Source organism: Pseudoalteromonas sp. 4NS20-0020, from assembly GCF_057554385.1.
The window spans coordinates 1-18,601 of the sequence record NZ_BAAJMI010000005.1; the positions used below are offsets into that span (position 1 = coordinate 1).

At 40.5% G+C, this 18,601-nt stretch carries 14 protein-coding genes and 1 rRNA gene; 9 read left to right on the forward strand and 6 right to left on the reverse strand.

Features of this window, described 5'->3' with window-relative positions; all coding sequences use genetic code 11:
- Positions 1–51 precede the first annotated feature (51 nt).
- Positions 52–166: ribosomal RNA gene (rrf, locus tag AC27JL_RS13200) — 5S ribosomal RNA — on the forward strand.
- 675 nt (positions 167–841) lie between these two features.
- Positions 842–1,765 (forward strand): glutaminase B, encoded by a 924-nt coding sequence (gene glsB, locus AC27JL_RS13205; protein WP_487195791.1) that lies wholly within the window; start codon positions 842–844, stop codon positions 1,763–1,765.
- Positions 1,766–1,780: 15 nt separating this feature from the next.
- Here the strand turns inward: glsB and AC27JL_RS13210 are convergent, their stop codons facing one another.
- Positions 1,781–3,085 (reverse strand): inosine/guanosine kinase, encoded by a 1,305-nt coding sequence (locus tag AC27JL_RS13210; RefSeq protein WP_010556927.1) that lies wholly within the window; start codon positions 3,083–3,085, stop codon positions 1,781–1,783.
- A 178-nt stretch (positions 3,086–3,263) separates the two neighbouring features.
- Between AC27JL_RS13210 and tadA the strand changes: the two genes are divergently transcribed.
- Complete coding sequence (gene tadA / locus AC27JL_RS13215; RefSeq protein WP_487195792.1) at positions 3,264–3,761, forward strand: tRNA adenosine(34) deaminase TadA; 498 nt, start codon at positions 3,264–3,266, stop codon at positions 3,759–3,761.
- Between the two features lie 8 nt (positions 3,762–3,769).
- Here the strand turns inward: tadA and AC27JL_RS13220 are convergent, their stop codons facing one another.
- Together AC27JL_RS13220 and mltF are read right to left on the reverse strand one after the other, a co-directional pair.
- Positions 3,770–3,937 (reverse strand): hypothetical protein, encoded by a 168-nt coding sequence (locus AC27JL_RS13220; RefSeq protein WP_006791597.1) that lies wholly within the window; start codon positions 3,935–3,937, stop codon positions 3,770–3,772.
- Between the two features lie 179 nt (positions 3,938–4,116).
- Complete coding sequence (gene mltF / locus AC27JL_RS13225) at positions 4,117–5,532, reverse strand: membrane-bound lytic murein transglycosylase MltF (RefSeq protein ID WP_010556929.1); 1,416 nt, start codon at positions 5,530–5,532, stop codon at positions 4,117–4,119.
- A gap of 211 nt (positions 5,533–5,743) precedes the next feature.
- Here mltF and purL point away from each other — a divergent pair, with 211 nt between their 5' ends.
- The 4 genes from purL (at position 5,744) to AC27JL_RS13245 (ending at position 12,764) form a co-directional block, all read left to right on the forward strand.
- Positions 5,744–9,634 carry a phosphoribosylformylglycinamidine synthase gene (gene purL, locus AC27JL_RS13230; RefSeq protein WP_487195793.1) on the forward strand — a complete coding sequence of 1,297 codons (3,891 nt, stop codon included), beginning with the start codon at positions 5,744–5,746 and terminating at the stop codon, positions 9,632–9,634.
- 133 nt (positions 9,635–9,767) lie between these two features.
- Positions 9,768–12,224 (forward strand): intermembrane phospholipid transport YdbH family protein, encoded by a 2,457-nt coding sequence (locus AC27JL_RS13235; protein WP_487195794.1) that lies wholly within the window; start codon positions 9,768–9,770, stop codon positions 12,222–12,224.
- A gap of 2 nt (positions 12,225–12,226) precedes the next feature.
- Positions 12,227–12,424: a YnbE family lipoprotein gene (locus AC27JL_RS13240; RefSeq protein WP_010556932.1), complete on the forward strand. Its 198-nt coding sequence runs from the start codon at positions 12,227–12,229 to the stop codon at positions 12,422–12,424.
- Positions 12,425–12,434: 10 nt separating this feature from the next.
- Positions 12,435–12,764 (forward strand): YdbL family probable chaperone protein, encoded by a 330-nt coding sequence (locus AC27JL_RS13245; RefSeq protein WP_006791592.1) that lies wholly within the window; start codon positions 12,435–12,437, stop codon positions 12,762–12,764.
- Positions 12,765–12,794: 30 nt separating this feature from the next.
- On the opposite strand, the gene AC27JL_RS13250 is transcribed toward AC27JL_RS13245, so the two are convergent.
- Entirely contained in the window at positions 12,795–13,343 is a 549-nt protein-coding gene (locus tag AC27JL_RS13250) for a DUF1415 domain-containing protein (protein ID WP_006791591.1), read from the reverse strand.
- A 2-nt stretch (positions 13,344–13,345) separates the two neighbouring features.
- Positions 13,346–14,623: a lipid IV(A) 3-deoxy-D-manno-octulosonic acid transferase gene (gene waaA, locus AC27JL_RS13255; RefSeq protein WP_487195795.1), complete on the reverse strand. Its 1,278-nt coding sequence runs from the start codon at positions 14,621–14,623 to the stop codon at positions 13,346–13,348.
- A gap of 182 nt (positions 14,624–14,805) precedes the next feature.
- Between waaA and AC27JL_RS13260 the strand changes: the two genes are divergently transcribed.
- Both AC27JL_RS13260 and hldE read left to right on the forward strand, forming a co-directional pair.
- The gene (locus tag AC27JL_RS13260) at positions 14,806–15,396 is read left to right on the forward strand and encodes a D-sedoheptulose-7-phosphate isomerase (protein WP_305401136.1); all 591 of its coding nucleotides are present in this window, start codon (positions 14,806–14,808) and stop codon (positions 15,394–15,396) included.
- Positions 15,396–16,835, forward strand: coding sequence for a bifunctional D-glycero-beta-D-manno-heptose-7-phosphate kinase/D-glycero-beta-D-manno-heptose 1-phosphate adenylyltransferase HldE (gene hldE, locus AC27JL_RS13265; RefSeq protein WP_487195796.1), 1,440 nt, complete (start codon positions 15,396–15,398; stop codon positions 16,833–16,835). Before AC27JL_RS13260 ends, hldE begins: the two co-directional genes overlap by 1 nt.
- Before the next feature lie 84 nt (positions 16,836–16,919).
- Here the strand turns inward: hldE and AC27JL_RS13270 are convergent, their stop codons facing one another.
- Entirely contained in the window at positions 16,920–18,464 is a 1,545-nt protein-coding gene (locus AC27JL_RS13270; protein WP_487195797.1) for a capsule assembly Wzi family protein, read from the reverse strand.
- Between the last annotated feature and the right edge of the window lie 137 nt (positions 18,465–18,601).

Below are 18,601 nucleotides of genomic sequence, written 5' to 3' on the forward strand. Positions count from 1 at the left end.
CAGTCGAAGGACTTTAACCTTAATAAAAATAAGAAAATTGAAAGGAATTTTCTTGGTGACAATAGCGTTTTGGACCCACCTGATCCCATGCCGAACTCAGTAGTGAAACGAAACAGCGCCGATGATAGTGTAGCATTTGCTATGTGAAAGTAGGACATTACCAGGATCTAATTAAAGAAACCCGTTACAGCAATGTAACGGGTTTTTTGTTGTCTGGGGTTTAGTAAATTGGCGTTAAGCATACCGAGTTCAGTAATAATACCAATCCTAAAGTGAGCTTACATAATACCGACCAACACAATGAAAGTATGCTATCAGCGATGTGACTTTTTATCCCTCGGATATTCAAGTGAGTGGTGTAACGACTTTAATTAAGCGAAGCCTGTTGCAGTAAAGTGACGCTTTTTGTATTTTGAAATGAAGTAAATCAATTAAGTTACAATTACAAGGCGAGCTGTACTAATTCGTATAATTAAAGGATCTAGTCTTAAGTAAGGTAATAATATAAACAACAAGGTTATATTATTTATCTCTGTCTAATAACTGATATCTTTAACCCTATAAGCGTCAGCTTTTCTATCAGGAGTTGATTAAATATTACTGTTAAAGAGTTTAAGGTTTGGTGAATAATAGCCTTATGTTTAGGTGATATAAATAGGTTATTGAATTTGCCAATTAGTGGTACTTATCATTAATTGTTTTTTCTTGCCGTTTGACCTCGCTTTAGAATGTTTATTGCGAATATAATTCACAATACAATTAATTTCATCTAACTAAACTAGCTCGTTTAATCTGAGGCATGGTAATATTTTCATTTAGCTAAATCTATTTGAGGTGTTAATTGCCTACTACAGATTACCAACGTGTATTAAATGAAATTACTCAAGAAGTCGCCCCTTTACTGTCTAAAGGGAAAGTAGCCGATTATATCCCTGCACTTGCTGAGGTTGACCCTGAGCAGTTTTCTATTGCCATATACACTACTGAGGGTGAAATCATTTGCGCAGGAGATTGTTCTCAGCGATTTACCATTCAGTCAGTATCTAAAGTGATGACATTAACCATGGCGTTACAGCGTTATGGTGACGAACTTTGGAACAGGGTAGGTAAGGAGCCCTCTGGTACAGCGTTTAACTCGCTTACACAACTTGAATTTGAAAAAGGTGTGCCGCGTAACCCATTCATAAATGCGGGTGCTATTGTTACTTGTGATGCGCTTTATAGCCGCTTGTCTGCACCTATGCACTCGATGCTCGAATCATTCAGATTACTATCAGGTAATCGCGGCATTGTGATTGATAAAAAAGTGGCTAATTCTGAGTATGAATTTAGACACCGCAATGCTGCTATGGCGCATTTAATGAAATCGTTTGGTAATTTTGAGAATGACGTTGATGATGTGCTTTGGTCGTATTTCAACTTTTGCTCTATTGAGCTTAATTGTGTTGAACTCGCTAAGGCATATAGCTTTTTGGCAAATAAAGGAGTTGATCAGCTATCTGGTGAGCAGGTTTTAAGTAGTCGTCAAAATAAACAGCTTAATTCATTATTATTTACCAGTGGTTTATATGATGCTGCGGGTGATTTTGGGTATAGGGTCGGTATGCCAGGTAAATCAGGGGTGTCAGGAACTATTCTTGCGGTATTACCTAATAAGTTTACAGTAGCCGTTTATTCCCCAGGGCTTAATTCGTTTGGTAACTCAGTAGCAGGAATAGCAGCATTAGAGCTGCTATCTAAAAAGCTTGATATTTCTATCTTTTAGAGAGATGAAGGGAGCTTATTGCTCCCAATAAACCTGTTCTAAACAATCTTCACGCTCAGGTAAACCTCGCGATAAGCGGGGAGAGTGCTGAACAAGTACTTCATAACTTGCTCTGTTTGCATATTTACTTATTTGTGCAAGAGATGAGTATGTAATAGCTTGTTGATCGTGCTTTGCTGAGTTAGCGACATTAAGCTTATGATAAACATTTGCTGATAAGTCATGTAGTACAGCAGCGAGTGCACAGTCGCCAGCGCCATTTGTATTTTTGATTGAGTCAGGTCCACCCATAAAAGGAGCCGTATGGCTGTATGCTCTTATAGGGTTTTCGCAATCTGCTTTACGCATAGCGCGTGAAAACTCATAGCGATTAAAGTCTGCAATAGCACCAGGCAGTAGTGGGTATTCGGTTTCACGTTTAAAGCTGTCGTCAACATGGCCTGCCATGAATAGCCCTTTTTCACCTGCAGTGCATATAACAAGATCTACCCAATCTAGTGCTTTGTCTGCTGCTAAAAGCGGGTCTTCAAACCCTGTAATAGCAAAGCCTTCTTCTTCGTTCATAGCAAGAATATCTACATGCTTTTCAACAAAGTTTGCCCACCAAGCAGGGTCTTGCTCAATTAAGAATTTAGTGCCGAGTGTAAGAACAACAGGTACGCCAGCATCGTTAGCATATTTAACTGCTTGCATAGTTGCATCTGTCATGGTTTCGTCATCTTGTGTTCGCATAAGGTAGGCACTAATGACTAAAGCCGATGAGTTTTCTATCAACGATTTATCTATTGATTCTGGACGAAGGTAATTCATTAAACCCGCACTGATTGCAAAGGTGCGTTCGCCCGTTTCGTCAATAAGAGTGAAACAACGGCCTATTGGACCATCAACAGGTTGTAAATAGTCTAAGTCTACACGGCTTGAGGTATTACATAAAAAGCGGTATGCGTAACTGCCAATTTTAATGTTTTCGCTCATTACGCCTAATAAAACAGAGCGATCATCTGCAAGTACAGAATAGTTGTGCATTGTGTTACCAATGGTTCCACCTGCAAATTCATAATCAACCATGTCGTTTAATTTTAAGCGGTCGTACAGAGCATTTGTTATATCACTGTCTATAACTTGTGACATGCCTCTGCGTAGTTGAAACTCATCAAGGAAAGCTTGATCAACTTTTGCTTCTATATCAACAACGATTTGATCGATACCCGTAATATAGCTACGTTGTAATCTATCTGTTGCGTTAAGTTGATTAGTTAGTGGATCTTTGGCTTCCACTGGAAAATAATGTTTATGCCTGCGGCGTCCAGGAAATTTCATTCGCTACCCGTGTTGTGAGCTAAATAAAAAAAGCGAGAGATTATAACGTAAATCAGCGTCAGTGAGCCATTATTAACAGCTAAATAGTGTTTTATTTTTGCAATAAAGTAATCATTGCCGCGCTTTAGGATGTTAACTAGGTATAATTAAAGCATAAAACGTAATTTAAGAAGAAATAATGAACAAGCCATTTGACGACGCTTATTGGATGGGACAAGCGCTTTTGTATGCAAAACAAGCCGAGCAGCTTAATGAGATCCCAGTAGGTGCTGTTTTAGTAAAAGATAATCAACTTATAGCATCTGGATACAATCGTTCTATAACTGATAATGACCCTTCAGCTCATGCCGAAATGATTGCAGTACGAGAAGCTGGCAAAGCACTCAATAATTATCGCTTAATTGACTGCACGTTATATGTAACACTTGAGCCTTGCTCTATGTGTGCAGGATTATTAGTGCATAGCAGAATAAAGCGTTTAGTATTTGGAGCTCCAGATGCAAAAACTGGTTCAGCTGGCTCTATTATGAATTTACTGCAAGAACCAAGACTTAACCATCAAGTTGAAGTTGTTGGAGGGGTATTAGCCGATAAATGTGGTAACACTATATCTGAATTTTTTAAGAGAAGAAGGGCACAAATTAAAGCAGCCAAGAAGGCTGCTCGTGGGGCTTAAAAATATTATTAATTGCCCGCTGGTATAGTGTCTTGTGCTTCCATTTGTTGCATAGCAAACATGCGGCGACGCCATATTATTTTTTTGTGTAAACCACGTAACATGATACGACGACGTGTCGCCGTTGAATAAATAACATTTCTTTTTAATTTTTGTGTGCGTCTACGTTTTAGCATGTGTTCTCCTAATGCGTGAGAGTGAGAAAGGCACAAGATATATCTTTGAAAAAATTGAAATATACAATTACCACACATTAGTGATCATTTAATGACAAGTAAACAGATATTTTAGTTACCCACTACTTTGAAGCCGTAAACCTTCATAATTAATAAATATCGCATCAATCCATAATCCGCTATGGCGATTCATCTTGTTTTATATTGCTGGTGTCATCACGTTCTGTAGTGATATTTTCTTCGGTCATCGCATTGTTTTCATCAAGCCATACAAGCGCGTCGTAGTATCTGCGAATATTATCAACATATTTTACAGCCACATCGCCACGGGCATAGCCATAACGTGTATTACGGTAATATCGCTTTTTGATTAATAGCGGTAAGCGTTTTTTTACATCGGCCCATTTATCTGGGCTTGCCCCTTGTTGTTGGGTGATAATCCGCGCGTCGTTCACATGACCCCAGCCAACATTATAAGCAGCCAAAGCAAGCCACGTCCTGTCTGGTTGAGGAATTCTATCAGGAATACGTGTTATTAATTTGCTTAGATACTGAGCACCGCCACGAATATTTTGTTCAGGCTCGAGACGATTTGTTACACCAACTTGTTTAGCTGTAATGCGTGTAAGCATCATAATACCGCGAACTCCCGTTGGTGATTTAGCGCGAGGGTTCCACATCGACTCTTGGTAACTTAATGCAGCTAATAAACGCCAATCAAGATCTCCTGCGTATTGTTCAAACCATGGCTGATATGTAGGTAACGTTTCTTTTATTGCTTCTATGTAAGCTAATGTATTTACGTAGTTAAACTGGCGTACATGACCAAAATATTTTTCTTCGAGTACATAAAGTTGATTGTTTTGTTTTACTTCACCAAAAAATGGCACGAGCAGCGCATATAAAGAATCATCTTTTGACTTGCGAAGTATCCAAGCAATTGGGTCATTATGACTTACTGAGAAGCCAATACTTAAATTAGGGTGATACCGGCGAAATAGCGAAAGAGTGTGGGAGTCAGCAAGGGTGTAGTCTATTTCACCATCTATAACTGCTTGTAAAAGTTCTTCTTCGTCAAATTCTTCACTTTCTATCCAGCTGAGTGATGGGTTGTTTTTTTGAGCTTTCTGCAGGGTAAGTGAGTGGCTACTTTTTGCTATAACCGTAAAATTTCCATCTAGATCGTCAAACTTACGAGGACGAACGCGGCCTTGTTTATATACTAATTTTTGACTGATTGTTCTGTAAGTTGGGCCATACCTATATTGCTCCGCACGCGTTTTGTTGTAAGTAAGTCCTGAGGCAATTAAGTCTAAGTCACCACTTTCAAGGCGATCAAACATATCAGATAAATTAAAAAAGGGGACTATTTCAAGTTCAACACCTAAGTAATCAGCAAAAGCCTGAGAAAGCTCATATTCAAAGCCTTGCTCGCCCTGAACTGCTTGATAATAATTGCTCGCACTTGCTAACGTGCCAACACGTATTTTGTTTTGCTCTTTGATGTGGGCAAGTTGAGTTGGCTGTTCTTGCATATTACATGCACATAACAGCATAACTAAAGTGATGATTATTATTAGCTTTTCTTTGAACATTGAGTGCCCCTTTAACACGCTAACTCCCGTTATAACAAAACTTAGCCATTTCGTCACTTTCCCTTTTATTTTATTAGCTAAAACGGATTATAAATAAAGCTAAAAAGTTAATTTTATGAAAAGCTAAATTTGGAGTTAAATATGATGGCTAATTGGACTATAATGCGTGCCTAAAATATCGTTCAATCCCTAACCCCGGATGAAATTATCTATGTTGATCCTTCGTGGTGCACCAGCACTGTCAGAGTTCAGAGTTAATAAAATTTTAGCGCGTTGCAAACAATCGCAACTTCCAGTCACCAACGTATATGCCGAGTATGCTCATTTTGCCGATTTAACATCGCCTTTGAGTATTGATGAGCAAACCAAGCTTGAAAAGCTATTAACTTACGGTCCTACTATTGCCGAGCATACCCCAGCTGGCACACTTATTTTAGTTACACCTCGCCCTGGTACCATTTCTCCTTGGGCATCTAAAGCAACCGATATAGCGCATAACTGTGGCCTTAAACAGGTTCACCGTGTAGAGCGTGGTATTGCTTATTATATAGAAGGTGAACTAAGTGCAGAGCAACTTGCACAAGCAACGGCGTTATTACACGACCGTATGACTGAAGCTACACACACTGAGCTTGAAGCTGCAGCACAGTTGTTCCGTAATGATTCTCCTCGTGAAATGTCATCAGTTGATATTTTAGGTGGCGGACGCGAAGCATTAGCTGCCGCAAATATTGAGCAAGGTTTTGCTCTTGCCGATGACGAAATTGACTACCTAGTAGAAAACTTTAAAAAGCTAGGTCGTAATCCTAACGACATCGAATTATTTATGTTTGCCCAAGCAAACTCAGAGCATTGTCGTCATAAAATATTTAATGCTGATTGGACAATTGATGGCATTGAACAGCCAAAATCGCTGTTTAAAATGATCAAAAATACATTTGAGCACAACCCTGAAAATGTATTGTCGGCGTATAAAGATAACGCGGCAGTAATGAAAGGCTCAAAAGCGGGTCGCTTCTTCCCGAACGCGCAAGGTGAATATGCGTATCATCAAGAAGACATAGAAATATTAATGAAAGTAGAAACGCATAACCATCCAACGGCTATTGCACCGTTTTCGGGTGCGGCTACCGGTTCAGGTGGTGAAATTCGTGACGAAGGTGCAACAGGGCGTGGTTCTAAGCCAAAAGCCGGTTTAGTTGGCTTTACGGTTTCTAACTTACGTATTCCGGGTTACGAGCAACCGTGGGAAAGCGACTTTGGTAAACCTGGTCGTATAGTCAACGCGCTTGATATTATGATGGATGGCCCACTGGGCGGTGCTGCATTTAATAATGAGTTTGGTCGTCCTAACTTATTGGGTTACTTCCGCACGTATGAAGAAAAAGTAACAAGCCACAATGGTGAAGAGGTACGTGGTTACCACAAACCAATTATGCTTGCCGGTGGTTTAGGAAATATTCGTGCTGATCATGTTCAAAAAGGCGAGATTCCTGTAGGCGCAAAACTAATTGCGCTAGGCGGCCCTGCTATGAACATTGGTTTAGGCGGTGGTGCTGCATCAAGTATGGCGTCGGGCCAATCAAACGAAGACTTAGACTTTGCTTCTGTTCAACGTGAAAACCCAGAAATGGAACGTCGTTGCCAAGAAGTAATCGATAAGTGTTGGCAGTTAGGCGATGAAAACCCAATTGCATTTATACATGATGTTGGCGCCGGTGGTTTATCAAATGCTTTTCCTGAGCTGGTCAACGATGGTGGCCGTGGTGGTAAATTCCAACTACGTGATATCCCTAACGATGAGCCTGGCATGGCACCTCATGAAATATGGTGTAATGAATCGCAAGAGCGCTATGTACTTGCTGTAGGTATTGAAGACTTTGACCGTTTTGAAGCAATTTGTAAGCGCGAACGTGCACAGTATGCAGTGATTGGTGAAGCAACCGCTGAACCTCATTTAACTGTAGCCGATAGCCACTTTGATAATAACCCAGTCGATTTACCGCTAGATGTATTGTTAGGTAAAGCGCCTAAAATGCACCGCGATGTAACATCTCAGCAAGTAACAGGTACTGCAATTGATGCAAGCGCTATTGACGTAGCTGATGCCGCGCAGCGTTTGTTACGCTTACCTACAATTGCAGAAAAAACATTCTTAATTACTATTGGTGACCGCTCGGTTACCGGTTTAGTAGCACGGGATCAAATGGTTGGCCCTTGGCAAGTACCTGTTGCTAACTGTGCGGTTACCGCGGCAACGTACGACACTTACCACGGTGAAGCTATGTCCCTAGGTGAGCGCACGCCGGCAGCACTATTAAATTATGGAGCTTCGGCGCGTTTAGCGGTGGCAGAGTCGTTAACTAATATTGCGTGTGCAAATATTGGTAGCCTTGAGAACATTAAGCTATCTGCTAACTGGATGGCTGCAGCGGGTCACCCAGGTGAAGACGCAGGCCTTTACGAAGCCGTAAAAGCGGTAGGCGAAGAGCTTTGCCCTGCACTTGGTTTAACTATACCTGTAGGTAAAGATTCTATGTCGATGAAAACGACATGGAAAAACGAAGACGATAGTGCTGAGCAATCAGTAACGTCGCCGTTATCGCTTATTATTACAGCCTTTGGCCGCGTTGATGATGTACGTAAAACCGTCACTCCACAGCTGCGCACTGATAAAGGTGAGACATCGCTTATATTAGTTGATTTAGGTGCTGGCAAAAACCGCATGGGTGCATCAAGCCTTGCACAGGTTTATAAACAGCTTGGTGATGTTACACCAGATGTAGACAGCCCTGAGCTACTTAAAGGCTTTTACAATGCCATGCAAGCACTTGTCGCTGATAGCAAGTTACTTGCTTATCATGACCGCTCAGACGGTGGTTTATTTACTACTGTAACTGAAATGGCGTTTGCTGGGCACACTGGTGTGACCGTTGATTTAGCGGGTTTAACAGGCTCAGACTTAGAAGCACTTTATAACGAAGAGCTTGGCGCGGTAATTCAAGTGGCTAACAGCGATTTAGATGCCGTAAATGCTGTATTTGAACAATATGGTGTAGCTGCAATTAGCCACGTGATTGGCTCGCTCAATAGCGACGACAACATTGTATTTAACCGTGGTGAGCAAACTGTACTTAATCATACTCGTACTGAATTACGTACTATTTGGGCCGAAACAACGTACCAAATGCAAGCACGTCGTGATAACCCTGATTGTGCTAAGCAGGAGTTTGATGCCAAGTTTGATGCAAAAGATCCAGGCTTAAACGTAAAACTTAACTTTGACTTAAACGAAGATATTGCTGCACCGTACATTGCAACGGGCGCTAAGCCGCAAATGGCTATTTTACGTGAGCAAGGCGTTAACTCACATTTAGAAATGGCTGCTGCGTTTAACCGTGCTGGTTTTGCCGCTGTTGATGTACACATGAGCGATATCCTCGAAGGGCGTTTAACTCTTGAGCAGTTTAAAGGCTTAGTGGCATGTGGTGGTTTCTCTTATGGTGACGTATTAGGCGCCGGTGAAGGCTGGGCTAAGTCTATATTGTTTAACGATATGGCACGCGATCAGTTCCAAAACTTCTTCCACCGTGAAGACACCTTTAGCTTAGGTGTGTGTAATGGTTGTCAAATGTTATCAACATTGAAAGAGTTAATTCCGGGTACTGAGCATTGGCCACGTTTTGTAACAAATAAGTCAGAGCGTTTTGAAGCACGCTTTAGCTTAGTTGAAATACAAGAAAACCCGTCTGTGTTCTTTAATGGAATGGCTGGTTCGCGTATGCCAATTGCTGTATCTCATGGTGAAGGCCATGCAGAATTTGCAAACGATGCCGCCACTAAAGCTGCGCTTGAAAGCGGCACTGTTGCGGTTAAATTTGTAGATAACTACGGTAATCCGACAACGCAATACCCGGCTAACCCAAATGGTTCACCAGAAGGTATTACCGGTATTACCTCTACTGATGGCCGTGCCACTGTAATGATGCCGCACCCTGAACGTGTGTTCCGCGCTGTTGCTAACTCGTGGCACCCAGATGAGTGGAAAGAGGATAGCCCATGGATGCGTATGTTCCGCAATGCACGTAAAAATGTAGGTTAAAAACAACATATACAAGTTAGATTCATAATCTAGCTGTAAAATAAAAAAGGCTGCACTGTGCAGCCTTTTTTGATTGCGTAGATTTAAAATTACGATAGTTTGTAAGGTATGAATAAAAGCTTATAAGGATAGTATGTTAAAGCGCGTTGGTTTAATTATGGGTGCTGTATTGCTAGGTATAGTTTTGCTTGGCTATGTATTTCGTTTGCCACTATTACAACGGGCTGTAGCCCCCCAGCTTGAAAAAGCAGGTGTTACTTTAAGTTGCTTAGATTTTTCGCTTACGAGCAAGTTAAATGTGTATATACAAAAAGCCTGTTTAAGTTACAAAAATCAAGAGCTTGTTGTTAAAGGCGTTACCGCAAATACTCGCCATGTTGAAATTAAACATGCAGCGCTTAATGTAAATCCACTTCCTCAAACTAATAAAGTAAGCAGCCCTGCAACAATTTTAGATTTAGCCCTGCCCGAAAAAAGACCAACAATTACAGTTGAACAACTAAGTATAAACAGTGAGTTTTTAAATCAGCCTTTAATTATAAGCATTAACGAGCCTAAGCTTAACCAGTTTGTCGTAAATGGTGATTTAAGTGCCAGTGCTACGCTTTACAATAATAAGGTACAAGGGCAGCTTAAAGTTAATGATGGATCATTAAAGCAATTACTTAAAACAGATAATGAGTTATTAAATGGGCTTAGTTTTAATACAGCTCAGGCATTTAGCTTTAACGGAGTAGAGGCAAGCCTTACTGGTGATCTACAAGCCCAGTATGACTACAAAATACAAAGCTGTGATATAACAAACAGCTCCAAAGGTGTGCTAAGTGCTACCTATAATTTAAATAGCCAAAACCTTGAGCTTGACCTAAGCAAGCTTAAAAACAATGTGAAACTTAGTAATAACTGCCAATCTCTTATTCCTGAAAGTGGCTACAAGTCATTTGCCATAAAGCAGCTTCCACTTAATTGGCAATGGGCTTTAGCTAAACCAATTAATTTTGCACATAACAACCTAACCTTACCGTTAATAACGCTCAAAAGTGCAGTGCAAGCCAAGCAAAATATAGATATAACGGTTACAGATACGTTTATAAATACTGCTGCACCGTTACAAAGCGCACGCATACAGCTAAAGGCACAGCTACATACGGATGAAAAAGACTCTATAACGCTAAGTGCGCAGCTTAAAAACGCTCAATTAAGCGGTAATTACGATATTACGCTTACCGCTTTGCCTGAATTTTTACCGGCTGAGGCTAATAATATTAAAGCCCATGGCGACTTTACACTTACTCAACTTGTTGACTCTAAACCCGTAGGTAAAGTAAGTACTACATTTAGCTTTGATAAAGCCGTTGCTTATGGCACTACTATTAACGCTTATACAGGTAAACTAGTGGCAAGTATGAGTGAAAAGCTCGATGCAAGCGTGGTTTTAAAAAGTGAGTTTAAAGGCGCTCAATACGAAGAGTATAAACTCACCGGTATTAATAACACCCTCAGTGCAAGGGCAAACTTAGGTGTGGGAGAGTTATTTGCTCACTTAAATGCAAACACCCAAATAAATACACTGATAAGCCCAAATGTCGATTTAAATACAATAAACGTAACGTCAACCGGGCTGCAAAGTCGCGCGCTTAAAGCGTCTCATCATGTGTTTGTAAATGGTGTTGAGCTGGTGGCCAATCACCATGTTTCAAAGGTAGCTCATCCGTTTGAAGTGATTATACCGCAGCAAAATGTGCTTTCGTTAAATTCACTCGTTAGCCAATTTGAACCGTTAGCTCAACTCACTCAGGGCGAGTTTGGTGGGCGTATTAGTGGTGATGTGAATTTACAAAAAGCCAATTTTAATTTAACTATTGATGATACCAGCGCGCTTTATAACGATTACTTAGTTAACCAGTTTAGTACGCAACTTAGTGGGCAATATGATTCAGGGCAGCTTAATGTTGAGCCAACTACCTTTAACCTCAATGAATTAAGAGCGGGCGCAGTAGTTAATAATATCAACGGTAAAATAAAAGTGGTTAACAATAGCGCGCAAGCATTTGATATAAGCGGTAATGTGTTTGGTGGGGTATTTGAATTAGACAAATACACGCTTTTAAAGCAACAGCAAACAGCCAATGTTACTTTTAAAGATATTGATGCGAGTAAACTCATTACCCTTGATGATAAGTCGGGAATTACCTTAACGGGCCGATTAAAAGGGTGGCTGCCCCTTCATTTTAGTGACAGTGGTGTAGAGGTTACAAACGGCAACTTATTAAACCAAGGTGAAGGTAAGCTTATTATTAGCAATAACGTAGCGTTTGACTCTGTTATGCAACAGCAGCAAGAATTACAGCCTGTACTGGGCTTACTTAAAAACCTTGATATTCAAAAGCTTAATAGTACAGTAGCACTTAACAGTGATGGTTGGTTAAATTTAGGTGTTAATTTACAAGGCTTTAATGAGCCACAACAGCAGCAAGTTAATTTTAATTATAATCACGAAGAAAACGTGTTTACGCTACTAAGAGCGCTAAGATTAAGTGACGAAATAACACAAAAAGTTGAGCAGCAATATTCTCAAAAAGGAAACTAATGATGAAAAATTCGTTAAGCATTAAGGCAATCATAGCCCTTGCTGCTATCAGCGCATTGAGCGCATGTACCCACAGAGTAGAAGTAGCAGCTAAAGAGCCAATAACTATCAACCTCAATGTAAAGGTTGATCACGAAATTCGTGTAAAGGTAGATAAAGAACTCGATACCCTGTTCAGCGACGACAGCGAATTATTTTAGGAGCTAAATGATGACTATAAAAAATAAATTAAGTATTGCCACTTTAATTGGTGCAGTGTGTATGTCGTTTTCGGCGTGGGCGATTAGTTTAGATGATGCTAAAAGCCAAGGATTAGTGGGTGAGAACAGTTCGGGTTATTTAGGCTTAGTAGTACAAAATAGCGAAGCTAAAGCCGTTGTTGAAGAAATTAACGCAAAGCGTAAAGCTCAGTATTTAAAACTAGCTAAAAAGAACAATTTATCGCTCGCCCAAGTAGAAGCACTCGCAGCGGCTAAAACAATCGAAAAAACCCAAAGTGGTCATTATGTTGAAGTAAATGGCAGCTGGGTTAAAAAGTAACATTGAATTTGATACTTAAAAGCCGAGCCGTTATGCGCTCGGTTTTTTTATGCCTTCTAAAAGTTGCTGCCAAAAGTCGAATCCTTTGCGCCTTGCAAGTTTTATATTGTGCTCAGGTATAGATTCAGGCTCGTTATAGTTATCAAGCGCTTCGCTCATACTTAATTCGCGAATTAAATGCAGTGTAGGGTAGGGGGCTCGGTTGGTGTAATTTGCCGCATCATCTTCGTCGCTGTCGGCAAATACGTAGTCAGGGTGGAAATTAGCAATTTGGTATTTACCTTCAAACCCTTGTGCTACCAGTAAGGCATTGGCTAAATCGACTAAATCTAAAAAGTCTTCAAAATCGCTAAAGCCGTTATCAAACAGTATTAATGTGGTTTCGCGCTCTGGATTTTGATCAAGCTGCACACACTGCTCTAGCATGTCCATTACAGCGTCATCAATTTTTACTGCTGGGCTAAGTACATAATGAATGCAGTTGTTCTCAACTTCTTTGCGGGCAAATGGGCAAAAGTTATATTTTACAATAACAGACGATACCCACTCACGGGTTTGAGTAATAGCTAAATTGGTCATGCTTATGGCTCTAAATACTGATTAATTATGGTTAATGTTTTTTTAATAGCGCCTTGGTTTTTTAATACGCACTGCTGCGCTTTATTCCCTAAAGTTTGGCAAGCTTTAGTGTTTTGGCTTAAGTTAATTAATTGTGTAGCAAGTTCATCGGTGTTTTCAACAGCCACAGCGCCTTTTAATTTTATAAGTTCAGGATAGATATGATCGAAATTATACGTATATGGGCCAGTTATTACGCCAACTGAAAAAGCTGCAGCTTCAAGTGGGTTATGCCCGCCGCGGCGAATTAAACTGCCGCCTACATAACTGACATTACCAGCCCCATATAAACATTGCAGCTCGCCAAGTGTATCGGCCAATAGTACGTGTTCATTTTGATAGTTATTGTTGCTGCGACGACTAAAGCTAAGTGGGCTTTGAGCTAACGTATCGGCTACTTTATCAAACTGCTCAGGGTGTCGCGGGGCAATGATTAAAAGTGCATTTGGGTACTTTTTTAATAGTTGCTGGTGGGCATTTAATACCATTTCGTGTTCAAGTGGGTGAGTAGAGCCTGCCACCCATACAAAACGCTCTTGGGTTTTATATTGTGCTTTAAGAACTTCAACTGAGGCTAGCTGCTCATTGCTTGGGCTTATATCAAACTTAATTGAGCCTGTAACATGGCTTTTTGAGGAGGTTAAACCTAGCTCAATAAACCGCTCGGCATCTTTTTTATTGTGACTTGCAAGTACCGTGATTGAACGCATAATTATTTGCGTTAACTTGGCAACCTTTTGATACCCTTGTTGCGATTTTTCGCTCAAGCGAGCATTAAGTACCAGTACCGGAGTATTCTTTTTATGGCTTATTGCCATTAAGTTTGGCCAAAGCTCGGTTTCTAATATGCATAGCGCTTGTGGGTTTATACGTTTTAAAAATCGGGCGGTCGAAAACGGGAAGTCCATAGGTAAATAACTACACGCCACGGTATTTTTAAACTGATTAATTATTTGCTCGCGACCTGTAGGGGTATTGCAGGTAATAAGTATATTAAGCTGTGGGTGTTGTTTTTGCAGCGCTTTAATAAGTGGTGCAGCTGCAAGTACTTCACCTACAGAGGCGCAGTGCACAACTAACGGTTTGCCTTTGCTTGTAAATAAGCTTTTGCTCACAAAGCCAAAACGCTCTTTAAAGTGTGCGCGGTAGCCTTTGTTTTTTTTACCTCTTAATACATATAAGTAAAATACAATCAGCGGGCTAATTAAAATTAAAGCGAATGAGTAAAAAATGCGTGCCATACTGAACTTTTATTGAGGTAAGTGCCCTTAGTTTAACGCGAAAGTGATAATTTCTGAACATGTGAAGCACTAAATTATGTTCCAGTTCAGCTATATTCCTATAAAATACACACAACTAAATAAAACTGTGGAATAATGGATTTAATTTTTTCCTGCCATTTCAGTTCCTAGAGGAATTTTTCATGTCAATTATCGATTCTGTGGCAACAAGCTACGTTGAAAGTTTAAACCGCCATCAAGCCTTATTTGAAACGATGGAGGCTTATCATCAAGAGTCTATGCAGTTATTAGAAGTATGCCATAGTGCATTACAAGCTGGTGGTAAGGTTATTTGGTTTGGTAATGGCGGGAGTGCAGCGGACGCTCAGCACTTAGCGGCCGAATTTGTAGTACGTTATAAATTAGAACGCGGACCGCTTGCGTCTATGGCACTCACAACCGATACGTCAATTCTTACTGCACACAGTAACGACTACCACTTTGATACCGTGTTTGAGCGCCAAGTTCAGGCGCTTTGTAAACCAGAAGATTTAGTGATTGGTTTAACAACCTCAGGTACCAGTGCAAATATTAATTTAGCACTTGAAGCGGCTAATAAAATTGGCGCATTTACAGTTGCATTAACAGGCCGTGATGGCGGAAAAGTAAAAAACATTGCCAAGCTGCCAATTATTATCAAAAACGATGAAACAGCACGCATTCAAGAAGCGCATATGTTTATTGGCCACTGGTTATGTGAAGCCATAGATATGGTTGTTGCGGAGCAGCAGTAATGGATTTATCTCTATTAAAAAACTTATCTAAAGCGCGTATTTTAGTGGTGGGCGATGTAATGCTTGATCGCTACTGGTATGGTGACACTGGGCGTATTTCGCCTGAAGCGCCAGTACCTGTTGTTAAGGTAAGTAAGTTTGAAGACAAAGCCGGTGGCGCTGCCAATGTTGCTAAAAACATTGCGAGGCTTGATGCCAAAGTAGGGCTACTTGGCTTAATTGGGGAGGATGAAAGCGGGCAAATTTTAGAAACAATTTTAAAAGGTGAAAAAATAAGTTCACAACTTGTGAGTGTATGTGATTTACCGACTATTTCTAAAATGCGTGTTATTAGCCGCCATCAACAACTTGTACGCCTTGATTTAGAAGAAACCTTTAGCGAGCAGCATAGCCAACTGTTATTAAATCGCTTAGAGCTTGTGCTAGATGAATACGACTTTGTGGTGTTTTCTGATTACAGTAAAGGCTCGCTCAGTTTAATTAAAGAGATGGTGAGTATTGCCAAAGCGGCGGGTAAAACCGTGCTTATCGATCCTAAATCGCCAGACTTACATTTGTACGAGGGCGCAGACTACATTACGCCTAACTTGCATGAGTTTAATTTAGCAGGTGGTAAAACCGGCTCTGAGGAAATTTTAGCGCAAAGTGCTCGTGAGCTTATTAGTAAAAATGGTATTAAAGCCATGCTACTTACACGCTCAGAGCAAGGTATGTCATTAATTAATGCCGATGAAAAACATGACTTTGCAGCTCAGCAATTAGAAGTGAGCGATGTAACTGGCGCAGGCGATACCGTAATTGCAACGCTAGCTGTAATGCTTGGTGCAGGTATGGAGCCTAAAGATGCGGTAGAAATTGCTAATTTAGCAGCGGGCATTGTAGTAAGTAAATTGGGTGCAGCCACAGTGTCACCAGAAGAGCTTAGCCAAAAGCTAGGCCAATACTTACACACTAATGGCGAGCACTACCAAACTCCGTTTGATGATGTACTGCAGCATATTGAGTTTGCAAAGCAAAACGGCGAAACCATTGTATTTACCAATGGTTGTTTTGATATTTTACACGCAGGTCACGTGCGCTACTTAGCACAAGCTAAAGCGCGTGGAGATAGGCTCGTTGTTGGGCTAAATAATGATGATTCAATCACTCGCTTAAAAGGCCCCGAGCGCCCGATAAACCCGCTTGATGAGCGCGCAATGGTATTAAGTGCACTTGCCTCTGTAGATTGGGTTATTCCGTTTGGCAGCGCTGAGGAAAACGATACACCCGCTAAATTAATCGAGCAAATAAGCCCTGATATTTTAGTGAAAGGTGGCGATTATACCGTAGAGCAAATAGCCGGTGCCGATCATGTACTGCGCCATGGCGGCAAAGTAGAAGTGCTGACATTTTTAGATGGCTGTTCAACGTCAAAAGTGATTAGCAAAATAAAGCAATAAGTATATTTTGCGAATAAAAAAGGGATAAAAGTGTTGCTTTCATCCCTTTTTTAAAGCCTGAATAAAGTGTATTTAAAATACTGGCTAAAAGTTATATTCGTATTTAGCAAAGGCAGATGTGTCATTTTCTGCATCGTCATTTTTAGATGCAAAAGCACCTAATGTTAAACGTCCACCCATTGCAAGTTGCCTGTAACGCAGTTCAACCTGTTTTGAATTATAGCTCGTTTTAGTAATTGTATTGCCTAGGTCAGGGTTATTAGGATACCAATCACTATTATCGCTGTTGTAATCAACGCTACGTAGTTTTACTTGCCAATCATCACCGTTTAAAAGTTGCCCTAATAAGGTTAATACAACCGATTGTGCGTCATTATCAAACGTTGAGCCTATGGTGCGGCCATGGTAGCGGTAACCTGATTTATAATCTGAATGCTCGTAATAACAATTCTCTTCAACTGATTCACCACACGAAACACCCGTATCTATGTATTCTACATTCACTAATACATTTTGATCATAAATACGCTGGGTCGTTTGGGCACCAAATAAGTAAGCTCGGTCAGCAGGTTTAAATTGTGAGCTGGCATCCTCACCTATAGTACTGGCATAAATGGCGTATGGGTGGCTAAACAATGTGTCAGACCAGCGAATATCGAGCCCTGCAAGTTGATTTCCAATTTTAGAATCTAGCTGACTGTCGCAATTTTCATTACCATTGATACAAGTTGTTTGCCCTGTAATAACATCAATAAAATTACCAGCAGAACTTGGCTGACCTTCACCTGCCCACTGCGCCGACCAACTTACTGCAATTTCTAATTGTTGCAATGGACGTATATTTAAGCGGCTACTCCACAGTAATGCATCAGGAATCACTCTGGTTGATTCAAGCTTTGCCATTTGTGCTGTAAAACTCCATTGGCCTATCCAGCTTAACCAAGGTGTTTCAAAGGCGGTGCTTTGTTCACGCGTAATACTTAAAGCTGGAAGCGGCTTTGCATTGCTAGACATTATCAGGCTATTGTCGATACCAGGTCCCCAAAACTGCTCAACAGCACCGCCTCTAAATATCCAATTACCTAGTCTATAGGCTACGTAACTATCATCAAGTGAGGTATCGTCACAATCAGTTAATGCTTGCTCATCTTTTACAATGTCATCGCTAGTTTTTCCGTTAATGAAGCATTTTTTACCGTCTTTTCTAGAGCTTAGTGCAATTTTGGCGGCAAAATTATCACCTAGGTAGGCATACGCTGCCGAAAGCGCTGATTTTTGAGTGTTGGTCGCGCCAAAGCTCGTTGTATGTATTGGATCTGTGGCTGCATAGGCTGATAATTGCACACTATGTGAACTTGCGTTTTCAGATTTATAACGATGCTTTACACGCAGTAATGCGTCTTGCAAGCTTGGAGATAATTGCTCGATGGGCATACTGTTAACATCATTAATAAAGCTCTTCCACATTAATGGGTATGTTGTTACCGGCGCTAAAATAATACCGGCGTCGGCTAGCTGTTGTATGTCAGCTTTTAGTCCATAGTCATCTGGTTTAACCCATGGTTCAGCATTAACAGATAAACTGATAGCACTAAATAATGTTGAAAGAATAAAAATTCTGTGTCGCAAAGTTCAGGTCCTTGTGATTAAGATTGCTGGCAAGTTTACCAATCTAAGTATGTTATTGCAGTAAATATTCAAATTTATGGGGTCAATTAAATGTATAAAAATGTAACCTATCTATCGTAACAAAGGCCTGATTGATA

Coding starts and splice junctions, on each gene's coding strand:
- AC27JL_RS13210 (WP_010556927.1), bottom strand. CDS start 3,085: ATGAAATTTCCTGGACGCCGCAGGCATAAACATTATTTTCCAGTGGAA.
- tadA (WP_487195792.1), top strand. CDS start 3,264: ATGAACAAGCCATTTGACGACGCTTATTGGATGGGACAAGCGCTTTTG.
- AC27JL_RS13220 (WP_006791597.1), bottom strand. CDS start 3,937: ATGCTAAAACGTAGACGCACACAAAAATTAAAAAGAAATGTTATTTAT.
- mltF (WP_010556929.1), bottom strand. CDS start 5,532: ATGTTCAAAGAAAAGCTAATAATAATCATCACTTTAGTTATGCTGTTA.
- purL (WP_487195793.1), top strand. CDS start 5,744: ATGTTGATCCTTCGTGGTGCACCAGCACTGTCAGAGTTCAGAGTTAAT.
- AC27JL_RS13235 (WP_487195794.1), top strand. CDS start 9,768: ATGTTAAAGCGCGTTGGTTTAATTATGGGTGCTGTATTGCTAGGTATA.
- AC27JL_RS13240 (WP_010556932.1), top strand. CDS start 12,227: ATGAAAAATTCGTTAAGCATTAAGGCAATCATAGCCCTTGCTGCTATC.
- AC27JL_RS13245 (WP_006791592.1), top strand. CDS start 12,435: ATGACTATAAAAAATAAATTAAGTATTGCCACTTTAATTGGTGCAGTG.
- AC27JL_RS13250 (WP_006791591.1), bottom strand. CDS start 13,343: ATGACCAATTTAGCTATTACTCAAACCCGTGAGTGGGTATCGTCTGTT.
- waaA (WP_487195795.1), bottom strand. CDS start 14,623: ATGGCACGCATTTTTTACTCATTCGCTTTAATTTTAATTAGCCCGCTG.
- AC27JL_RS13260 (WP_305401136.1), top strand. CDS start 14,806: ATGTCAATTATCGATTCTGTGGCAACAAGCTACGTTGAAAGTTTAAAC.
- hldE (WP_487195796.1), top strand. CDS start 15,396: ATGGATTTATCTCTATTAAAAAACTTATCTAAAGCGCGTATTTTAGTG.